Origin of the sequence: Haladaptatus sp. ZSTT2 (assembly GCF_037081775.1) — an archaeon.
Taxonomy (GTDB): domain Archaea; phylum Halobacteriota; class Halobacteria; order Halobacteriales; family Halococcaceae; genus QDMS2.
The window spans coordinates 665,798-683,057 of the sequence record NZ_JBAMHQ010000001.1 but is presented as its reverse complement, the minus strand read 5'-3'; the positions used below and the strand labels follow the sequence as shown (position 1 = coordinate 683,057).

At 62.1% G+C, this 17,260-nt stretch carries 20 protein-coding genes; 8 read left to right on the top strand and 12 right to left on the bottom strand.

The window, feature by feature from the left end; translation table 11 throughout:
• Nucleotides 1-51: 51 nt before the first annotated feature.
• The 3 genes from V5N13_RS03675 (at nucleotide 52) to V5N13_RS03665 (ending at nucleotide 4,221) form a co-directional block, all read left to right on the top strand.
• Nucleotides 52-1,398, top strand: coding sequence for a ribonuclease J (locus tag V5N13_RS03675; protein ID WP_332899484.1), 1,347 nt, complete (start codon nucleotides 52-54; stop codon nucleotides 1,396-1,398).
• The gene (gene idsA3 / locus V5N13_RS03670; RefSeq protein WP_336359661.1) at nucleotides 1,399-2,439 is read left to right on the top strand and encodes a geranylfarnesyl diphosphate synthase; all 1,041 of its coding nucleotides are present in this window, start codon (nucleotides 1,399-1,401) and stop codon (nucleotides 2,437-2,439) included.
• A gap of 66 nt (nucleotides 2,440-2,505) precedes the next feature.
• Complete coding sequence (locus tag V5N13_RS03665; RefSeq protein WP_336359660.1) at nucleotides 2,506-4,221, top strand: glutamate--tRNA ligase; 1,716 nt, start codon at nucleotides 2,506-2,508, stop codon at nucleotides 4,219-4,221.
• Nucleotides 4,222-4,227: 6 nt separating this feature from the next.
• Here V5N13_RS03665 and V5N13_RS03660 read toward each other — a convergent pair whose 3' ends face one another.
• The 3 genes from V5N13_RS03660 to tmcA are packed head-to-tail and all read right to left on the bottom strand — an operon-like array spanning nucleotide 4,228 to nucleotide 7,146.
• Nucleotides 4,228-4,392: a hypothetical protein gene (locus V5N13_RS03660; RefSeq protein WP_336359659.1), complete on the bottom strand. Its 165-nt coding sequence runs from the start codon at nucleotides 4,390-4,392 to the stop codon at nucleotides 4,228-4,230.
• Between the two features lie 40 nt (nucleotides 4,393-4,432).
• Nucleotides 4,433-4,906, bottom strand: a complete 474-nt coding sequence (locus V5N13_RS03655) for a DUF456 domain-containing protein (protein WP_442905091.1) — start codon at nucleotides 4,904-4,906, stop codon at nucleotides 4,433-4,435.
• On the bottom strand, nucleotides 4,906-7,146 hold the full coding sequence (tmcA, locus tag V5N13_RS03650; RefSeq protein WP_336359657.1) for a tRNA(Met) cytidine acetyltransferase TmcA: 2,241 nt from the start codon (nucleotides 7,144-7,146) through the stop codon (nucleotides 4,906-4,908). The genes V5N13_RS03655 and tmcA overlap by 1 nt, the downstream gene beginning before the upstream one ends.
• A 198-nt stretch (nucleotides 7,147-7,344) precedes the next feature.
• Here tmcA and rpl7ae point away from each other — a divergent pair, with 198 nt between their 5' ends.
• The 5 genes from rpl7ae to V5N13_RS03625 all read left to right on the top strand — a co-directional run bounded on the left by rpl7ae (nucleotide 7,345) and on the right by V5N13_RS03625 (nucleotide 10,017).
• On the top strand, nucleotides 7,345-7,707 hold the full coding sequence (gene rpl7ae / locus V5N13_RS03645) for a 50S ribosomal protein L7Ae (protein ID WP_332899478.1): 363 nt from the start codon (nucleotides 7,345-7,347) through the stop codon (nucleotides 7,705-7,707).
• A gap of 11 nt (nucleotides 7,708-7,718) precedes the next feature.
• The gene (locus V5N13_RS03640) at nucleotides 7,719-7,943 is read left to right on the top strand and encodes a 30S ribosomal protein S28e (RefSeq protein WP_332899477.1); all 225 of its coding nucleotides are present in this window, start codon (nucleotides 7,719-7,721) and stop codon (nucleotides 7,941-7,943) included.
• Nucleotides 7,943-8,248: a 50S ribosomal protein L24e gene (locus V5N13_RS03635; protein WP_332899476.1), complete on the top strand. Its 306-nt coding sequence runs from the start codon at nucleotides 7,943-7,945 to the stop codon at nucleotides 8,246-8,248. Before V5N13_RS03640 ends, V5N13_RS03635 begins: the two co-directional genes overlap by 1 nt.
• Nucleotides 8,245-8,703: a nucleoside-diphosphate kinase gene (gene ndk / locus V5N13_RS03630; protein WP_332899475.1), complete on the top strand. Its 459-nt coding sequence runs from the start codon at nucleotides 8,245-8,247 to the stop codon at nucleotides 8,701-8,703. The genes V5N13_RS03635 and ndk overlap by 4 nt, the downstream gene beginning before the upstream one ends.
• A gap of 495 nt (nucleotides 8,704-9,198) precedes the next feature.
• Complete coding sequence (locus tag V5N13_RS03625) at nucleotides 9,199-10,017, top strand: class I SAM-dependent methyltransferase (RefSeq protein ID WP_336359656.1); 819 nt, start codon at nucleotides 9,199-9,201, stop codon at nucleotides 10,015-10,017.
• A 6-nt stretch (nucleotides 10,018-10,023) separates the two neighbouring features.
• Here V5N13_RS03625 and V5N13_RS03620 read toward each other — a convergent pair whose 3' ends face one another.
• The 9 genes from V5N13_RS03620 to V5N13_RS03580 form a co-directional block, all read right to left on the bottom strand.
• A complete protein-coding gene (locus V5N13_RS03620) occupies nucleotides 10,024-11,082 on the bottom strand; it encodes a methionine synthase (protein WP_336359655.1) in 1,059 nt (352 codons plus the stop codon).
• Nucleotides 11,079-12,080, bottom strand: coding sequence for a 5-methyltetrahydropteroyltriglutamate--homocysteine methyltransferase (locus V5N13_RS03615; RefSeq protein WP_336359654.1), 1,002 nt, complete (start codon nucleotides 12,078-12,080; stop codon nucleotides 11,079-11,081). Before V5N13_RS03615 ends, V5N13_RS03620 begins: the two co-directional genes overlap by 4 nt.
• A 63-nt stretch (nucleotides 12,081-12,143) precedes the next feature.
• Nucleotides 12,144-12,722, bottom strand: a complete 579-nt coding sequence (locus tag V5N13_RS03610) for a HemK2/MTQ2 family protein methyltransferase (protein ID WP_336359653.1) — start codon at nucleotides 12,720-12,722, stop codon at nucleotides 12,144-12,146.
• The gene (locus V5N13_RS03605; protein WP_336359652.1) at nucleotides 12,719-13,906 is read right to left on the bottom strand and encodes a mechanosensitive ion channel family protein; all 1,188 of its coding nucleotides are present in this window, start codon (nucleotides 13,904-13,906) and stop codon (nucleotides 12,719-12,721) included. The genes V5N13_RS03610 and V5N13_RS03605 overlap by 4 nt, the downstream gene beginning before the upstream one ends.
• On the bottom strand, nucleotides 13,903-14,790 hold the full coding sequence (locus tag V5N13_RS03600) for a 16S ribosomal RNA methyltransferase A (protein WP_336359651.1): 888 nt from the start codon (nucleotides 14,788-14,790) through the stop codon (nucleotides 13,903-13,905). Before V5N13_RS03600 ends, V5N13_RS03605 begins: the two co-directional genes overlap by 4 nt.
• Nucleotides 14,791-14,830: 40 nt before the next feature.
• Entirely contained in the window at nucleotides 14,831-15,400 is a 570-nt protein-coding gene (locus tag V5N13_RS03595) for a DUF655 domain-containing protein (RefSeq protein WP_336359650.1), read from the bottom strand.
• 42 nt (nucleotides 15,401-15,442) lie between these two features.
• Complete coding sequence (locus V5N13_RS03590) at nucleotides 15,443-15,799, bottom strand: RNA polymerase Rpb4 family protein (protein WP_332899467.1); 357 nt, start codon at nucleotides 15,797-15,799, stop codon at nucleotides 15,443-15,445.
• Nucleotides 15,796-16,086 carry a 50S ribosomal protein L21e gene (locus V5N13_RS03585; RefSeq protein ID WP_332899466.1) on the bottom strand — a complete coding sequence of 97 codons (291 nt, stop codon included), beginning with the start codon at nucleotides 16,084-16,086 and terminating at the stop codon, nucleotides 15,796-15,798. Before V5N13_RS03585 ends, V5N13_RS03590 begins: the two co-directional genes overlap by 4 nt.
• Before the next feature lie 64 nt (nucleotides 16,087-16,150).
• Nucleotides 16,151-17,221, bottom strand: coding sequence for a guanosine monophosphate reductase (locus V5N13_RS03580; protein ID WP_336359649.1), 1,071 nt, complete (start codon nucleotides 17,219-17,221; stop codon nucleotides 16,151-16,153).
• Nucleotides 17,222-17,260: the final 39 nt, after the last annotated feature.

The window sequence follows — 17,260 nt, the reverse complement described above, 5'->3', positions numbered from 1 at the left end:
GAGGCTCATGCAGAACCGTCTGGTTGGAGGGCTCCGCTCGGAGCTATAACCATGGAAATTGAAATTGCTACGATAGGCGGCTATGAAGAAGTCGGTCGGCAGATGACTGCCGTCCGCGCAGGTGACGACGTTGTAATCTTCGACATGGGCCTCAACCTTTCACAGGTCCTGATTCACGACAACGTCGAGACCGAACGAATGCACAGCTTAGACCTCATCGACATGGGTGCCATCCCGGACGACCGTGTCATGAGCGACCTTGAGGGCGACGTCAAAGCGATTGTCCCGACCCACGGTCACCTTGACCACATCGGCGCAATCAGCAAGCTCGCCCACCGCTACAACGCCCCAATCGTTGCGACGCCGTTCACCATCGAACTCGTCAAACAGCAGATCGAGGGCGAAGAGAAGTTCGGTGTCCAAAACGACCTCATCAAGATGGACCCCGGTGAGACGATGTCCATCTCCGAGGAAGTCGAACTCGAATTCGTCAACGTCACCCACTCCATCATCGACGCCATCAACCCCGTGCTCCACACCCCGGAGGGCGCGGTTGTCTACGGCCTCGACAAGCGGATGGACCACACGCCGGTGCTTGGCGACCCAATCGACATGAAGCGGTTCCGCGAGATTGCCAACTCCGAAAACGGCGTCCTCGCGTACATCGAAGACTGTACGAACGCCGGACGCAAGGGCCGCACGCCGAGCGAGTCCGTCGCACGCAAACACCTCAAAGACGTCATCCACAGCATGGAGGACTACGACGGCGGCATCGTCGCAACCACGTTCTCCTCGCACGTCGCGCGTGTGAAGTCGCTCGTCGAGTTCGCAGAGGACATCGGCCGCCAGCCAGTCCTCCTCGGTCGCTCGATGGAGAAGTACTCGGGTACCGCAGAGCGCCTCAACTTCGTCGACTTCCCGGACGACCTCGGGATGTACGGTCACCGCAAGTCGGTCGACCGCACGTTCAAACGCATCATGAAAGAGGGCAAGGAGAACTTCCTGCCTATCGTGACCGGCCACCAGGGCGAGCCACGCGCCATGCTCACGCGCATGGGCCGCGGCGAGACGCCGTACGAGTTGGAAGAAGGCGACAAGGTCGTCTTCTCCGCGCGCGTCATCCCGGAGCCGACCAACGAAGGCCAGCGCTACCAGTCTGAGAAGCTCCTGCGCATGCAGGGCGCACGCATCTACGACGACGTCCACGTTTCCGGGCACATGTCCCAGGAAGGACTGTACGAGATGCTCCGCACGCTCCAGCCACAGCACGTCATCCCTGCCCACCAGGACATGAAAGGCTTCGCGCCGTACGTCGACCTCGCCGAAAACGAGGGCTACACGATGGGCCGTGACCTGCACGTCACGCGCAACGGGAACATCATCCAGCTGGTCGAGTAAATGGACATGCGGAACATGGCAGTTACAGACGCACTCGCCGCCCGCCGCGACCTGGTCAACGACGCCATCGGCGAGGACCTGCCGGTCACCAGCCCCGAACGCCTGTATAAGGCGTCGCGCCATCTGCTCGATGCCGGTGGCAAGCGACTGCGCCCGGCCATGCTGTTGCTGGTCGGTGAGGCACTCGTAGACGTGAGTCCGGAGCAGACGGATTACCGCGAGTTCCCGACGTTAAACGGCGTCACCATCGACCTGATGGCGGCGGCCGTCAGCATCGAAGTCATCCAGTCGTTCACGCTGATTCACGACGACATCATGGACGACGACGACCTGCGCCGGGGTGCCCCCGCGGTCCACCGCGCCTACGACTTAGAGACCGCAATTCTCGCGGGCGACACGCTCTACTCGAAGGCGTTCGAGTTCATGCTCGAGACCGGCGCGCCCGCAGACCGGTCTGTGCGCGCGCTCTCGATGCTCGCGACGACCTGTACGAAAATCTGCGAGGGCCAAGCGCTCGACGTGGCCTTCGAGACGCGGACGGACGTGCTCCCCGAGGAGTATCTGGAGATGGCAGAGCAGAAGACGGCAGTGCTATACGCCGCCGCAACGGCCATCCCGGCTATCCTGCTCGGCGCAGACGACGAGACCGTCGAAGCGCTCTACGGCTACGGACTCGACGTTGGCCGCGCCTTCCAGATTCAAGACGACTTGCTCGACCTCACCGTTCCAAGTGAGAAACTCGGCAAGCAACGCGGCAGCGACCTCGTTGAGAACAAGCAGACGATCATCACGCTCCACGCCCGTCAACAGGGCGTGGACGTCGATTCGCTCGTCACCACGGACTCGGTCGAGGGCGTCTCAGAGGCGGAAATCGACGACGCCGTCGAGAAACTCGAAGCGTCCGGCTCTATCGACTACGCCCGCGAAACGGCAGAGCGACTCGTCGCAGACGGGAAAGCCCGCCTCGACGTGCTTCCGGACAACGAAGCCCACGACCTGTTGCTCGACATCGCGGACTACCTCATCGACCGCGGCTACTGAATCGCGCCCCGATTTTTCGGCGCGGTTTCAACGTAGTTTTGACGCGCCACAGCGAACGCTCACCCAATGGACAAGGATCTCCGCGAGCAAATCGAAGAGGAGGCCGAGAAACACGCGCTCATCAACGCCGTCAAACACGAGAGCGACGCCGACGTGGGTGCCATCATGGGGCCGCTCATGGGTGAGAACCCCGAGTTTCGCCCGCACGGTGGCGACATACCGGGCATCATCGGCCCAATCGTAGCGAAAGTGAACAGCGCCTCGACGGAAGAGAAACGCGAGCGCCTCGCCGTCCTCGCCCCCGAGTGGCTCGAAGACCTTGATGCAGAAGAGGAAGCCGACGACCGGGTGCTTCCCGACCTGCCGAACGCCGAGGACTACGACGAGATTCGAATGCGCACCGCGCCGAATCCGAACGGGCCGTGGCACCTCGGCCACGCTCGCATGCCCGCGGTCATCGGGACGTACAAAGAGCTGTACGACGGCTGGTTTGTCTGCCGATTCGACGACACCGACCCCGAGACGAAGCGCCCGGACATGGACGCCTACGACGCAATTTTGGAGGACATTGAATACCTCGGCTTCGAGCCGGACGACGTGATGCGCGCCTCAGACCGGGTGCCTATCTACTACGACCACGCTCGCGACCTCATCGAGATGGGCGGGGCCTACACCTGCTCGTGTTCGGGCGAGGCGTTCTCCGAGCTCAAGAACGCGGGCAAGCCGTGTCCACATCGCGACAAGGACGTAGCGACCACCGAAGAAGAGTTCGAGCAGATGGTCGAAGGCGAGTTCAGCGCCGGCGAGATGGTGCTCCGCGTGAAGACGGACATCGAACACAAGAACCCCGCGCTGCGCGACTTCGTTGCGTTCCGCATGGTTGACACACCTCACCCACGCGAGGAAGCCGCAGACTATCGCTGCTGGCCGATGCTCGACTTCCAATCCGGCATCGACGACCACCTCACGGGCGTCACGCACATCATCCGTGGCATCGACTTACAGGACTCCGCAAAGCGCCAGCAGTTCGTCTACGACTACTTCGGCTGGGAGTACCCCGAGGTCATCCACTGGGGGCACGTCCAGATTGACGAATACGACGTGAAGATGTCCACCTCAACTATCAAGCAACTCATCGCGGATGGCGAACTCGACGGCTGGGATGACCCGCGCGCGCCGACCCTGAAAAGCGTCCGCCGTCGTGGTATTCGTGGGGAAGCAATCACCGACGCGATGATTCAACTCGGCACCTCTACGAGCAACGTCGACCTCGCCATGAGTTCGATTTACGCGAACAACCGCGCGCTCGTAGACGACGCGGCGAACCGCTACTTCCTCGTCCGCGACGGACAGGAGCTCCCTGTCGTCGGCGCGCCCGAAGTCGGCCATCCGCCGCTCCACCCCGACCACGAAGACCGTGGGAAACGCGACATCCCGGTCAACGGCGCAGTTCTCATCGAAGCCGACGACGTGCCCGCGAACGGCGAGCGCGTCTGGCTCAAGGGTCTTGGCCTGTTCCAGCACACTCGCGACGCGCTCGAATATCTCGGCAACGACCTCTCTGCGGTGCGCGAAGAGGGCGTTGACGTCATCCACTGGGTCTCTGCTGATACGAACGTGCCCGTCACGATGCGGACGATGGACGGCGACGTGTCCGGCCACGCAGAACCCGACTTCACAGCAACGGACGTAGACGACGTGATTCAGTTCGAGCGCATTGGCTTCGTCCGCGTCGATTCCCACGGTGACGACGACTCGGTCGTCTACTACACGCACCCCTGAACTGAGCTACACCCAGTGTTTCTCCGCGCCCGGAAGCGGTTCTGCGACGATGCCGTCGTGTTGCACCATCGCTCGGGCGTGTGCCGTACAGACGTCTTTTCTATCGGCCCACGGGATGTGGAGGCGGACGGCCGCGCGCTCGTGGCAGCCGGACTCGTCACAGTGTCGCATGCCGGGCATTAGTGGGCCATGGTAACAATCCTTCCGCGCGTCAGATAACGAGAATGAACGCGACGAGCATCGACGCGGTGAGCAGCACCTGCATCACCGCAGAGGCGAGGATGCCGATGGTCGTGTACACCGCCGCCCGCACGCTCTGGTCTACGTCTTCGTGTTTGCGGTACTCGAAGGCGAACACCGTTCCCGCGACCCCCAGAAAAATCCCGAGCGGGCCGAGGACGAACAGGAGCGCGAAGCCAACGAGACCGGCGAGCGCGGAGACTTCCCACGACGCACCACTCGCTTTGGCGGCCACCGCTCCACCGAGGTAGTCGAAGGTCATCGCGGTGAGGCCAAGGACGGTCAACCCGATGAGCGCGAGCACGCCGGGTTCTGCGTAGCCCGAGTGCCACCAGTAGAGATAGACGCCTGCAAGCGAGGTTGGCGCGCCGGGAAGGAGGGGGACGGCGCTCCCGACGACGCCGAGGATGAGCAACCCAAAGGCGAGGAGGATGACGGTGTCAATCATTCGAATCGCCGCCGTTCGAGTTGCGCGGCTGGTGACCCGTAGACGGAGACGAGCGGGCGGAGCGTCGCGCTCAACTCACGCATCGCGTGGGCGGGAGAGTGAAAGCCGAACTCCTCGGTCACGGTTCGCCAGTGGGTCGCTTGCAACACCTTGCGAACGAGTAGCCGTTCTTGGCGGGCGGTGAGCAGCGAGACATCAGCCGGGTCTGTGAGGTGTTTCATCGCCAGTTTCCGCACTGCGGCGGGTGCGACTTCCGATATACCGGGGCCGAAGGCCGCGCCCGCGAGCAGTCGCCACTCGCGGTCTGAGAGGGTGAGGTCGATGTCCGCCTCCGTCGCACGAATCGCCGCCCGAACCACGTTCGGGTCGAGTTCTGAGAGTACATCAGACAGCATGTCTCTGGTGCGCTCTACGAACCATCGGACGTGTCGGTCGTGGAGGTCGTGGCCGGCCGCAGAAAGGGGACAGACCATTACCGCAGAGTGCTCGCCGCTCGCGTCGTTGCGCCCGGTCGAGAGGTACACGGTGTGATAGCCGTTTTCGTGCCAGAAGTCGATGAGGTCGGGCGTCGCGCCGTAGCCGACGCCGAGCCAGTCGAAGTCGGCTTCGAACTCGGTTTGAATCGCCGTGAGCAAGTGTGAGCCAAGCCCCCGCGAGCGAACGGCTGGGTGGGTCGCAATCCGCATCACACGCAGGCCAGCAGTGATTCCTGCGTCTTCGTCACGCACCTGACTTGTGAGCACGTCGGGAAGCATGTTTCCACGCACTCTGCCGCCGTCGTACATCTCGGCGCGGAGGGTTTTGGGTAGCTTCCCCTCGCGGGCAAGCAGGGCGACGCAGGCGACGTGCCCCTCGTGGGTCAACACCCGGAGGGTGAGGTTTGGCGCGTCGAGGAGGCGCGCGAGGTCGTCGGGTTCGGTTCGGTAGTGGGCGAAGACGAGCAGGCCGAACACTTCACGCAGAAGGTGTTCGTTTTTTCCTAGTTCGTCGCCTGTGTAGGCTTCATAGGCGACCGTCTCTGGGGTCGCGTGTTCGACGAGCGGTTCGACCGCCGGGCGTGCGTCGAGCAACAGGGTGCGAAATGCCCAGATTTCGACCGGGTCGCCCGGCGCGTACCGGATGGGTTCGTCAAGGCGCACGTCGGTCACGTCGTGGGCAGAGTCGTCGAGTCGGTCACGGAACCTGACCGAGAACCCGCGACCTGCGCCTTCGTAGCCGTGGACGGTCGTGGTGAATGCCACGCGAGAGGCGGCAAGGAACCGTTCGAGGACGCGCACGGGGAGCGCGGCGGCTTCGTCTACGATGACCACGTCCGAGGCTCCTGGCAGGTCGGTCGCGTCTGCCGGTTTTGCAAATCGCACACGACCGCCCGTGGTCGTCGTGAGTAGCGACGGGTTGTCCGGATGGTTCACCGTCTCAAGGGAGCCAAGTGTGTCGAGCAGTTCGTGCGCTCGGGTGAACACCTCGGCTGCGCTTTCGTACCCACGGGCGGTCACGAGCACGTCTTCGCCCGCGTGGGCGAGCGACCCGGCGGCGAGTCCGGCGGCACTCGACTTCCCCCGGCCGCGGTCGGCTTCGACCACGAGTGCGGTGTCGGGTTCGGTGAGGCGTTCGAAGGCGCGAAGAGCCGTCGCTTGGTCGTCGGTCAGACAGCGGGTGTAGGCTTCCGTGGGGAAGGCGTGAACGTTCGGCGGTGCTGGTGCGTTGCGGTGTCGGGCAGGAAGCGGGTCGGTCAAGCCGTCTTTTTCGACGGTGTCCGTGGCCGCGTCGTAGATGGCGACGCCGGGATGTGTCCGGAGTAACTCGACCGTCCGGGTTCTGAAGTTCCCCGTGACCTCATCGCGGCTGAACGGCGGGACGGCGAGTCCATCGTCGAAGCTGTCTCGTCGGTCCGGCCATTCATCGAGCGGCGGGGTGAGCAAGAGCACGAGGCCGCCGCCGGAGACCGCGCCCACGGAGCGTCCGAGGGCGTTCGGGCGGAAGGCGTCGTGGGCGTCTACGACGACGGCGGTTCGCGTGGTTCCGAGAAGGGAGCCAGCGCGTTTGGGGGCGACGCGCTCGCAGGCGAGATCGTCGTGGTGGCTGAGAAACGTCGTCTCGTCGCGGGAGATATTAGCTTCGCTGAGTGCGCGGTCGGCGGCGGTGACCGTGGCGTCGCGCTCGCCAGTGAGGACGAGCAGCCGGCGCTCGTTTGCACGGCTGGCTTCGGCGCGGAGGGCGGTCACGAGCTGTTCCATATTGTGTCAAAATGTCCCTGAGAAAAAGGGCGTTTCTGTGCGTGTCTTACCGTCGCATGGCGTGTTTGCTTTGAAAGCGCTTTTATGGTGGGGCTCTCTACTGAGCGTTACAGCCTGTACGGGGTTGATGATGCTCCTAGCCATTCAGGACCCTTACGGCAGGGGAGCGCGAGCCCACGTACAGGAGGTGAACATACTATGCCAGTGTACGTCGATTTCGATGTACCCGCCGACCTCCAAGAGTCTGCCCTTGAGGCGCTCGAAGTCGCGCGGGATACGGGAGCTGTAAAGAAAGGAACGAACGAGACCACGAAAGCTGTCGAGCGCGGCAACGCGCAACTCGTCTTCATCGCAGAAGACGTTCAGCCTGAGGAGATTGTTATGCACCTCCCAGAGCTTTCGGACGAGAAGGGGATTCCATTCCTTTTCGTCGAGACGCAGGACGATGTCGGCCACGCGGCCGGTCTCGAAGTCGGCAGTGCGGCCGCGGCCATCACCGACGCCGGTGAGGCTGCCGACCAGGTCGAGGACATCGCCGGAAAGCTTGAGGACCTCCGCTGAGGTGACCGTTGATGAGTGCTGAAGAGAATACTGACGGAGCCACCCCCGCCGAAGTCATCGAGGTCGTCGGCAAGACCGGGATGCACGGCGAGGCGATGCAGGTCAAGTGCCGCATCCAGCAGGGCTCGAACAAGGGCCGTATCATTACCCGAAACGTCCTTGGTCCCGTCCGCGAGGGCGACATCCTGCAACTGCGCGAAACGGCTCGTGAAGCTGACTCCATTGGAGGCCAATAATGGTTCGCACGCGAGACTGTGATTACTGTGGCGACGACATCGAACCCGGCACGGGGACGATGTTCGTCTTCACCGACGGACGTACCGTAAACTACTGCTCATCGAAGTGCGAGAAGAACGCCGAACTCGGCCGTGAAGCTCGCGACGTTCGCTGGACCGAAGAAGGGCGCCGCCAGAGCGGCGTCAACAAGCGCGCCAGCGAGAAAGCAGCAGCCGCTTCAGACGCCAAAAAAGCGGAAGCAGCCGAGGACGCTGCACCCGACCTCGAAGCCGCAGAGGCAGAAGACGAGGAAACTGAAGAATGAGCGAACGCACCTTCGTGATGGTCAAGCCTGACGGCGTCCAGCGCGGCCTCATCGGCGAGATCGTCTCTCGCTTCGAAGACCGCGGACTGAAGCTCGTCGCGGGCAAGTTCATGCAGATCGACGAGGAGCTCGCCCACGAGCACTACGGCGAGCACGAGGGCAAGCCCTTCTTCTCCGGGCTTGTCGAGTTCATCACCTCCGGCCCAGTCTTCGCAATGGTCTGGGAAGGACAGGACGCGACGCGGCAGGTTCGCGGCATGATGGGAGAAACTGACCCCGCTGACTCTGCTCCGGGCACCATCCGCGGTGACTTCGGCCTCGACCTTGGCCGCAACGTCATCCACGGCTCGGACCACGAGGACGAGGGCGCAAACGAACGCGAAATCGCGCTGTTCTTCGACGAGGACGAACTCGTCGACTACGAGCGCATCAACGAAGGCTGGCTGTACGAGTAAGCCAGTTCGGGTTTTTCCATTTTCACCGCCGCCGAGCCGCGGCTGTGCTTTCCCTACCACTGCATTCTCTGGAAACTCCTGAGCGCGCACAAGACCCCTCTAGACACATGCATATTTTCTCAATCAGCTGCCTAACGTCCGTGCAGAAGCCTCTGGAGGCATGTTTTCAAGACTATTGTAATAATTTACCAATTTTAAAAAGACTTACTAAAAAAGGCATCTTTATGCCGACTCCAATCCAATTTGTAGTTGTGTCCTGTTGGGGGCTAGGCAGCGACAAATCTGCCTCGCCATCGTGATACAACACGCGACGGCGACACAATGGCGCTCCGCCGTTCGGGGGGACGGGCGGACGCTCTGAAACGAGGGGACGGGGTAGGGAAAGAGACGGAAATTGCCACAGAGGCACCGTCCGGGTGAATCACGGTATTTTGTGTCTGTCGGGAACTCGTTCGAGACAGAACCGATAACAGCGTTCCAGCTGACTGCTTTAGTATGGACGAGTTCCACACCGAAAATCGGAAAAATTGGGAGGAACGCGCCGCGTTGCACCCTGCTACGGACTTTTATGACGTCGAGGGGTTTCGTGCCGGTGGGTCGTCGCTCCAGTCGCTCGAACGCGAGGAGCTCGGAGACGTTTCGGGGAAAACGATGCTCCATCTCCAGTGTCACTTCGGCCTCGATTCGCTCTCGTGGGCGCGCGAAGGTGCGTCTGTGACGGGCGTCGATTATTCGACCCAAGCCATCGAAAAAGCTCGCGAACTGCGCGACGAAACGGGCCTCGACGCCGAGTTCATCGCCGCAGACATCTACGACCTTGAGAACCATCTCGACGAACGATTCGACATCGTGTTCACCTCCTACGGGGTGCTCTGTTGGCTCTCTGACCTCGGCGCGTGGGCCGAACTCATCGAGCAGTTTCTCGAACCCTGCGGCACGTTCTACATCGCGGAGGCTCACCCGTACATGGGCACACTCTCCGCGCTCTCCGCAGACGGCACGGCACAGTTCGAATTTCCGTATTTCCACGACGACCAGCCAGAGCGCTACGACGCGGACGGGTCCTATGCCGCCCCAGATGCGTCGTTCGACCACCCGACGACCTACCAGTGGTATCACAGCATGAGCGACATCCTCAACGCGCTACTCTCGGCCGGACTCGCTATCGAGTTCGTCCACGAACACCCCTTCGGCACGTTCAAAATGTTCGAATCGATGGAGCAGGCAGACGACGGCTGGTGGTACGTTCCCGGACTGGAGATAGACCTGCCGTTCACGTTCTCACTTTTAGCAACCAAATCGGAGAAAAATTAGCGGGCGTTAGTCGGCTTTGACCGGTTCCCAGTCGAGTTCGAGTTCGCCCGAGTCCAGTTCGGCTTCAATTTCGCGGGCCGCGGTCACCATGTTCGCCATCTTGCCGTAGGCAACCTCGCGAGGCAGCAGCTTCAACCCGCAGTCGGGGCTGACGACGAGCTGTTCCGGTGGCACGACTTCGAGCCCCTTCTTGATGTTTGCTTTAATCTGTTCGACGCTCTCGACTTCCGCGACGTGGGCGTCGGTCACGCCGAGGGCGAGGTCTTTCGTGAACTCTGCGGACTTGAACACGTCAAGCTGCTCGTAGTCGCCGTTTGCGAGTTCTAAGTCGAACTCGTCGACGGGATAGTCGAGAATCTCGGGGTAGATGCGCGAGTAGTCGCCGTAACAGACGTGGAGGCCGATGCGCACGTCTTCGGGGATGTCGGCGACGATGCGTTCGAGACATTCTCCGACGATGGCGTGGTCGTCCGGCGTCGTTGCGAGTGCGGGCTCGTCGATTTGGATGTAGCGTGCGCCTGCTTCGACCAGCTTCTCGATTTCCTCGTTCACGAGGTCTGCGAGGTCGTAAGAGAGCGCTTCTTCGTCCTCGTAGGCTTCGTTGAACGACCAGTTTGCGAGCGTGTACGGCCCCGTGATTGGCACCTTGACCGGGTGGTCTGCGACGCTCGCGGTGTATTTGTACTCCTCGACCAGCCACGTCTCGTCGTATTCGACTTCGGAGACGACGCTTGGCTTGTCGAAGTAGTTGTGTCCCCACACCTTGACGGGGCCGTTGAACTCGTAGCCCTCGATGCGGTGGGCGAAGTACTCGACCATCTCGGTGCGGCGCATCTCGCCGTCTACGACCACGTCGATACCGGCGCGTTCGTGCTCTTGGGTGATGAGGCGAGAGGCGTCGTTGGTCGCCTCCTCCCAGTCATCGTCTTGGAAGTCTGCGTTCTCGTCGTGGTAGAGTGTGCGAACGCGGTCTAACCACTTTGGCTTCGGGTAACTCCCGACGACCGTCGTCAGGATGAAGTGTTCGTTCGGGTGGTCTGCGGGACGGAACTGTTCACGAGTCATGCCGTGGTCACCTCCGCGCGCAGGGCAGTCGCCTCGCCGAGGGCGGCGAGCTTTTCTTGGTATTTGTTCACCGGCAGGTAGAACAGCTCTGTGTTTGGTGTCATGTACACGGTGTCGAACGAGGCGGCAGGGGTGTTGTCGAGCACCCAGTCAACGCGCTCGTTGATTTTCTCCGGCGTTTCGACGAGGGTGTTCTGCCCGTTGAGGAGCCCAAGCGAAATTGCCGATTTCGTGCCGTACTCGTTGATGTTGTAGAGGTTCTCCTCGTGATTCGCGATGAAGTCGTAGCCAACCGCGTCGATGTCGGCGTCGAGTAAGTGGGCGTGGACTTTCTCGGTGAGCGCGCCGTAGTGGGTGTGAACGACGACCTCTGCGTCAGTCGCGCTTGCCACGGCGTCAATCGCTTCGCTCGCGTGCTCATCGACGCCGTCTCCCGGCGCGTTCGTGACGAGCGACGGTTCGAGCAGGTAGAGCGTCTCCGTCTCCGGGAACGCCTCGACTTCGCCCGCGAGGAAGTCTGCGACGGCGTCTAAGAACGCCGCGTCGTCTGCGTAGTACTCGTTCGTTGCGAGGTCACAGAGTGAGTACGGGCCGGGAAGCACCGCTTGCAGGTTGTCTGCTTGCTCTGCGGTCGCGTCGAGTTCCTTCGCAACGTCACCGTTGAAGGTGAGGTCGCCGGTCACGACGGGGTCGCGGTAGAAGTTGTTGTTGTCGTAATAGCGGACGATGCCCTGGGTTTCGACGTTTTCGTGAACGGCGAGTGGGTGGGCGAGCATGTCGTCCCACCGAAGCTGGCCTTCGACGGTGCGGTCAAGTCCGGCGTTCTGCTGGTCTTCGACGACGGCGGTGCGGGCACGGTCGATAACGGCCGTGATTTCAGGGCCTTCGTTCCCCGAGACGAGGTCTTCTTTCTGGTGACCTTTCAGGTCTGATAGCTCATCTTTCGCCCAGTCGGGCAGCGGGAAGAGCCCCGGTGTTGTAGCGACGAACTCTGTCATTCACTCGGCTAAAAGATATGCTGCTGTTTAATATTTACTACTTCGACAAATTACTTTGAGTAATTACTGGCGGTCGAGACGTTCGACGGTCAGCCGCTCGAACGGATAGGATTCTTCGCGCACGGTTTTCGCTGAAAAGCCGGCACTTGCGGCCGTGTCGCGCACCGCTTCGAGGTTCGTGAGCGTGCTCACGAGCAACAGGACGTAGCCGTCCGGCGCGAGCACACGACCCACCGATTCGAGAAACGGGTCGATGACCGCGCGGCCGTTCTCTCCGCCAGACAGCGCGACTTCCATCCAGTCGTCGCCCGCCTCGTCGGGGGCGGTCGGCAGATACGGCGGGTTGAACACCACCACGTCGAACGCGCCATCGCGGAAGCCGTCGGTCAGGTTCATCCGCGCCGCCTCGACGCCGCGCTCGCGCGCCTGCTCGCACGCATGCGGGTTCAGGTCACAGGCAATGACGTGCGCGCCGACTTCCTGTTCGATGGTGGCGGCGACGTAGCCAGAACCGGTGCCGACTTCGAGTACTCGGTCGTCGGGCGTGACCTGTGCCACCGCTGCCTCAGCGAGAAGGCGTGAGTCTTCGGCTGGCTGGTACACCTCCGTCTCGACGCCACGGCGTTCTGCGAGATCTGTCATTGCGTTTCCTCCGCGTCATCTTCGTTCCCGTCATCCGCGCCACCGTCGGCCTCCGCTTCGGCCGTCGATTCTGCAACGCCCGTCGTCGGTGGCGCTTCGTCGCTGACGCGCAGCCCGCCCGCCTCAGAGCGACCCATGAGTTCGCGCTGTGGGAACGGAATTTTGACGCCCGCGTCGTCGAAGGCGCGCTTTACGGCGCTGATGACCGCGGTCTGGGCGTCCCACTTCTTGCGCGCGGTGGGGTTGTCTATCCAAAACCGTAATTCGAGGATAATCGCAGAGTCACCGAACGCCTTGAGCACGGCGTGGGCGCTTGGCACCGAGCGAATCTCGTCGAGGCCGCTCATCGCGTCGGTGGCGATTTCGACGGCGCGGTCTACGTCCACTTCGTAATCGACGCCCACATCCAGGGTGACCCGCAGGCGGCCGCGACGCGATTTGTTCACGACTTCGTTGCCCGTCACCTGGTCGTTCGGGATGATGAGGTACTCGTCGTCGAACGTCCGGATGCGCGTATTGACGATGGTGATGTCGGTGACGATACCCTCGTGGTCGCCAATCTCGACCCAGTCGCGCACTTCGAAGGGGCGGCTGAACAGCAGGACGAAGCCCGCGAGCGCAGAGCCGAGCGTCTGGCGGGCGGCAAGCCCGAGCACGAGGCCGAGGAAGCCAGCGCCGAGCAGGAGGTTTTGGATGTTGATGCCCCACAGCGAGAGCGCCACGAGCGACGTGAGACAGAAGATGATGACCTGCATCGTGCGGTTGGCCATCTGGCGCTGGTGGTCGGTGACGGCGTCGTGTTCGTCGACGAACCTGTCCACCAGATGCTTGAGCGCCCGCATCAGCGCAATCGCCGTGATGAACAAGATGACCGTAAACAGCACCAACACGCTATCCTCGCCGGAGAGTTTGAGCACGGCGAGCGCGGAGATGACCTGACTGGTAGCCCCCCAGATGATGACCAAGATGAGCACCGACCCGGTCATGAGCGCGCCACCGACGGTAATCTGGGCGACTTCGACCTGCCACGACCCAAAGCGGTCTTTGAGCAGGTTCCCGGCTTTTCGCAACACCATTCCACCGACGACTAGCCCAACGACGACGGCAACTGTCCCGGCGACTTTCGACTCGGGAGTCAAAAACAGCGATTCGAGCCAGGCGAGAAACGGGGTGTGAAAGCTCATACGTCGGGGTTACCCACCTCGTAGGCGAGCGTCGCAAGTTCCGCGAACTGTGCCGGGGTGACCTTGCCCGCGCGCATGCTCATCAGTTCCTCGTCGGCCGCCGCGACGACGGCTTTCGGGTCACCGAGGTGCGAGATGTGGGCGGTGTTTCGCACCGCATTGCGCATCGTCTTGCGTCGCTGGGTGAACACCGCGGTCACGAAGTTCAAGAAGAACTCGTCGTCTGGCACCTCGTACTCAGGGGTTCGCGGCATCGCTCGAACGATGGCGCTCTCGACCTGTGGCGGCGGCGAGAAGGCGGATTTGGGCACCGATTCGACGACTTCGATGTCGGCGTAGTGGCCCGCGGTCACCGACAGTCGCCCGTACTCGTCGGTCGCTGGGTCTGCGGCCATCCGCGCTGCGAACTCCTTTTGGAACATCAAGATGAGAGGGATGTCCCGCGGGAGCAAGCGAAAGGACAGCTCACTGGAGACGCTGTAGGGGAGATTCGAGATAGACGCCGTCACGTCAGCGGGGAGTTCCACGTCGAGGGCGTCGCCTTCGATGAGGGTGAGTTTGCCCGACTCGATTTCGGCTGCGAACTCACGGCGCAGGAACTCAGCAAAGCGTTTGTCGCGTTCGACGGCCGTCACCTTGTCTGCTACCGAGAGCAAGCGGTCGGTGAGCACGCCCGCACCGGGGCCGATTTCGAGGATGTGCGAGCAGTCGATACCTGCATCGGTCGCGTGGCTCGGTAGTCTGTCGAGAACTCTGTCGTCTACGAGAAAGTGCTGGTCTTGGTTCGTATCCGCGCGGACGCCCGCTCGCTTGATGAGTGCACGCGCCTGTCGATGACCGGTCTGTTCGGCGCGCGTCGGTTCGCTCCCATCTGAGTTCGTCATTGGTTGTTGGCGAGTAGGCGGCCGCCCGTATCTAAAGCCTTCAGTTCTCTCGGCGGACGAACGCCTTGTACTTCAGGTCGTCGTCGTGGAGTTCCTCTAAGATGCGTTCGACGAGCACCTCTTTTGGCTTGTGCAGGCCCTTCACGCGCTCTTCGAGTTCTTCGAAGCTCTCGAAGGGGCCGCGCTTGCGTTGTTCGAGAATGTTGTTGCGCAGTTTCTTCCCGATGCCGGGCAGCAAGTTGAGTTGGTGGAGGCGCAGCGAGATAGGTTGCGCATCGTTGTAGAAGTCCACGAAGCGCTGTTCGTTGTTCTCGACGATATCGCGAACCACATATTCGAGTTCCGCGCGGGCAGCCCCCGAGAGGTCGTCGTACTCGACGTGCTCGACCGTCTCCACTTGCTCGTCTTTTGGTTTGGTGGTGACGCGGTCACCGATGTTTAGGTCTGCACCCTCCGCGAGGGTGCATTCAACGAGGGCAAACGTCGCCTCGGTGAGCGCGTACGCGATTGCCGGCTTCTGATAGCTCGGGCGGTCGTCGCCACTCTTCCCGTGTGGAAGGTAGTCGAGGATAACGGCTGTCGTGACATCACCGCTCTCGGTATCGCTCATATGAAAAACCGTACGACGGTGGCGAACTTAAATAGTCGCCACTTAGACGTATTTCGAGACGATGTTGAGGATTTCGTCGAGTTCGTCACCCGAGAGCGCGAACCGCTCTTGGGCGTAGATGGCGCGCAGTTCGTCGCGGTCGCGTGGCAGGAGGTCTGCGATTTTGTACGCCGTTGGCTCTGCGACCTTTTCGAGTTCGGAGAGCTCTGCGACGAGTTCGTTCGCGTCGTCTGCCGAAAGCACGGCAAAGCGGTTTACGTGCTCGATTGCACGCGCGAGTTCGTAGCGCATCTCACGCTCTTCGTCCGCGGCGCGCTCCATCTCGATGTCGGCGAGGAGTTCTTTCGCCTCGGAGATGGTGAGATACTCCTCGTCGAGCTTTTCTTTGAAGATGGTCATTTCTGACGGCGGAGGTGAGCGGGCTTCGCGATGATGGTCTTCCGCTTTCCACCGTCATTGATTGCGATTTTGTACGCGCGGCCCTGCTGTTCGATGATTTCGCCAGTCTGGCCGTTGAAGCGTGGGTGGAAGCGACCCTTCGGGACGGATGGGTCGATGTGCATGTGCACCTTCTCGCCAGCCTCGAACTGCTGGACCGAGCGCTGTGGCGGCGAGGTGCCGCGCTCTCGTGGTTTGTTCGAAAGCTTGTTCCGGGTGTGGCTTAGGGGCCCGTGGGAGTTCGGCATAGTCGTGGGCAAATCTTAATCGGTCGGACTAATAAAACGTGCGTTCCCGTTCCGTCCGACGGCACTACTGCATCGGGGGGACGGGGGCCGGTTCGTCTGCCGGTTCCACGTCGAGAGCTACCCCGTGGGCTCCCTCGCGCTCATGGGCGCTCTGTGCGACGCGGATGAACTCGGCCTTCTCGCGCGCCTCTGTGAGTGTGTGGCCGCCACAGTAGCTCACGCCAGAGCGAACGCCCGCGAGGAACTCGCTGACGAGTGGCGCGAGCGCGCCTTTGTACGGCGTCAGCCCATCGACGCCTTCGTCCGCCGACGGGTTGCTCTCTTTGTCCGTCCGCGCCTCTGCGGCGGCCGAACTCGCCATCCCACGGGTGCGCTTGAACTGCTCGTTTCCGTGGGTTACGATGTCGCCCGGCGCTTCGTCGGTTCCGGCGAAGAAACTGCCCATCATGACGGTGTCAGCCCCGGCCATGAGCGCCTTCGTGGCGTCGCCGGAGGTGCGCACGCCGCCGTCTGCGCAGATGGGAACGCCGAGTTCTGCGGCGACTTCGGCGCAGTCGTCGATGGCCGTGAGCTGTGGTTTGCCCGCGCCCGCAACTTTTCGCGTCGTGCAGTGTGAGCCCGGCCCGACGCCGACTTTCACGCCGTCTGCACCCGCCTCGTAGAGGTCGCGCACTGCCGCTGCGGTCACGACGTTGCCGACGACGAGTTCGGCGTCGTACTCCCAGTCGATGCGCGCGGCGGCGTCGAGACACGCCTCCATGTGGCCGTGGGCGACGTCCATCATGATGCAGTCTGTACCCGCCATCAGACACGCTTCCGTGCGTTCGAGGTAGTCTTCGTTGATGCCGACGGCGGCGGCCACGCGCTCGCCTGCGTCTTTGACGGCGCGCACCTGTGCAGCCTGTTCTTCGATGCTCAGGAAGCGGTGGATGGTGCCGAGACCGCCGAGTTCGGAGAGAGCGATTGCCAGTTCGGCTTCCGTCACGGTGTCCATCGCCGCGCTGACGAGAGGCGTGTCGAGTTCCAGATTCGGCGTGAGGTGCGTCGAGAGATCGACGTCGCTCCGGCTGTCCACTGGAGACCGCTGTGGCACGAGGAGCACGTCGCCATAAGAGATTCCCGTTCTGATTTCCATTGGTTGAACCCTTCGAGACCAGCCTGTTCCTGAACTTAA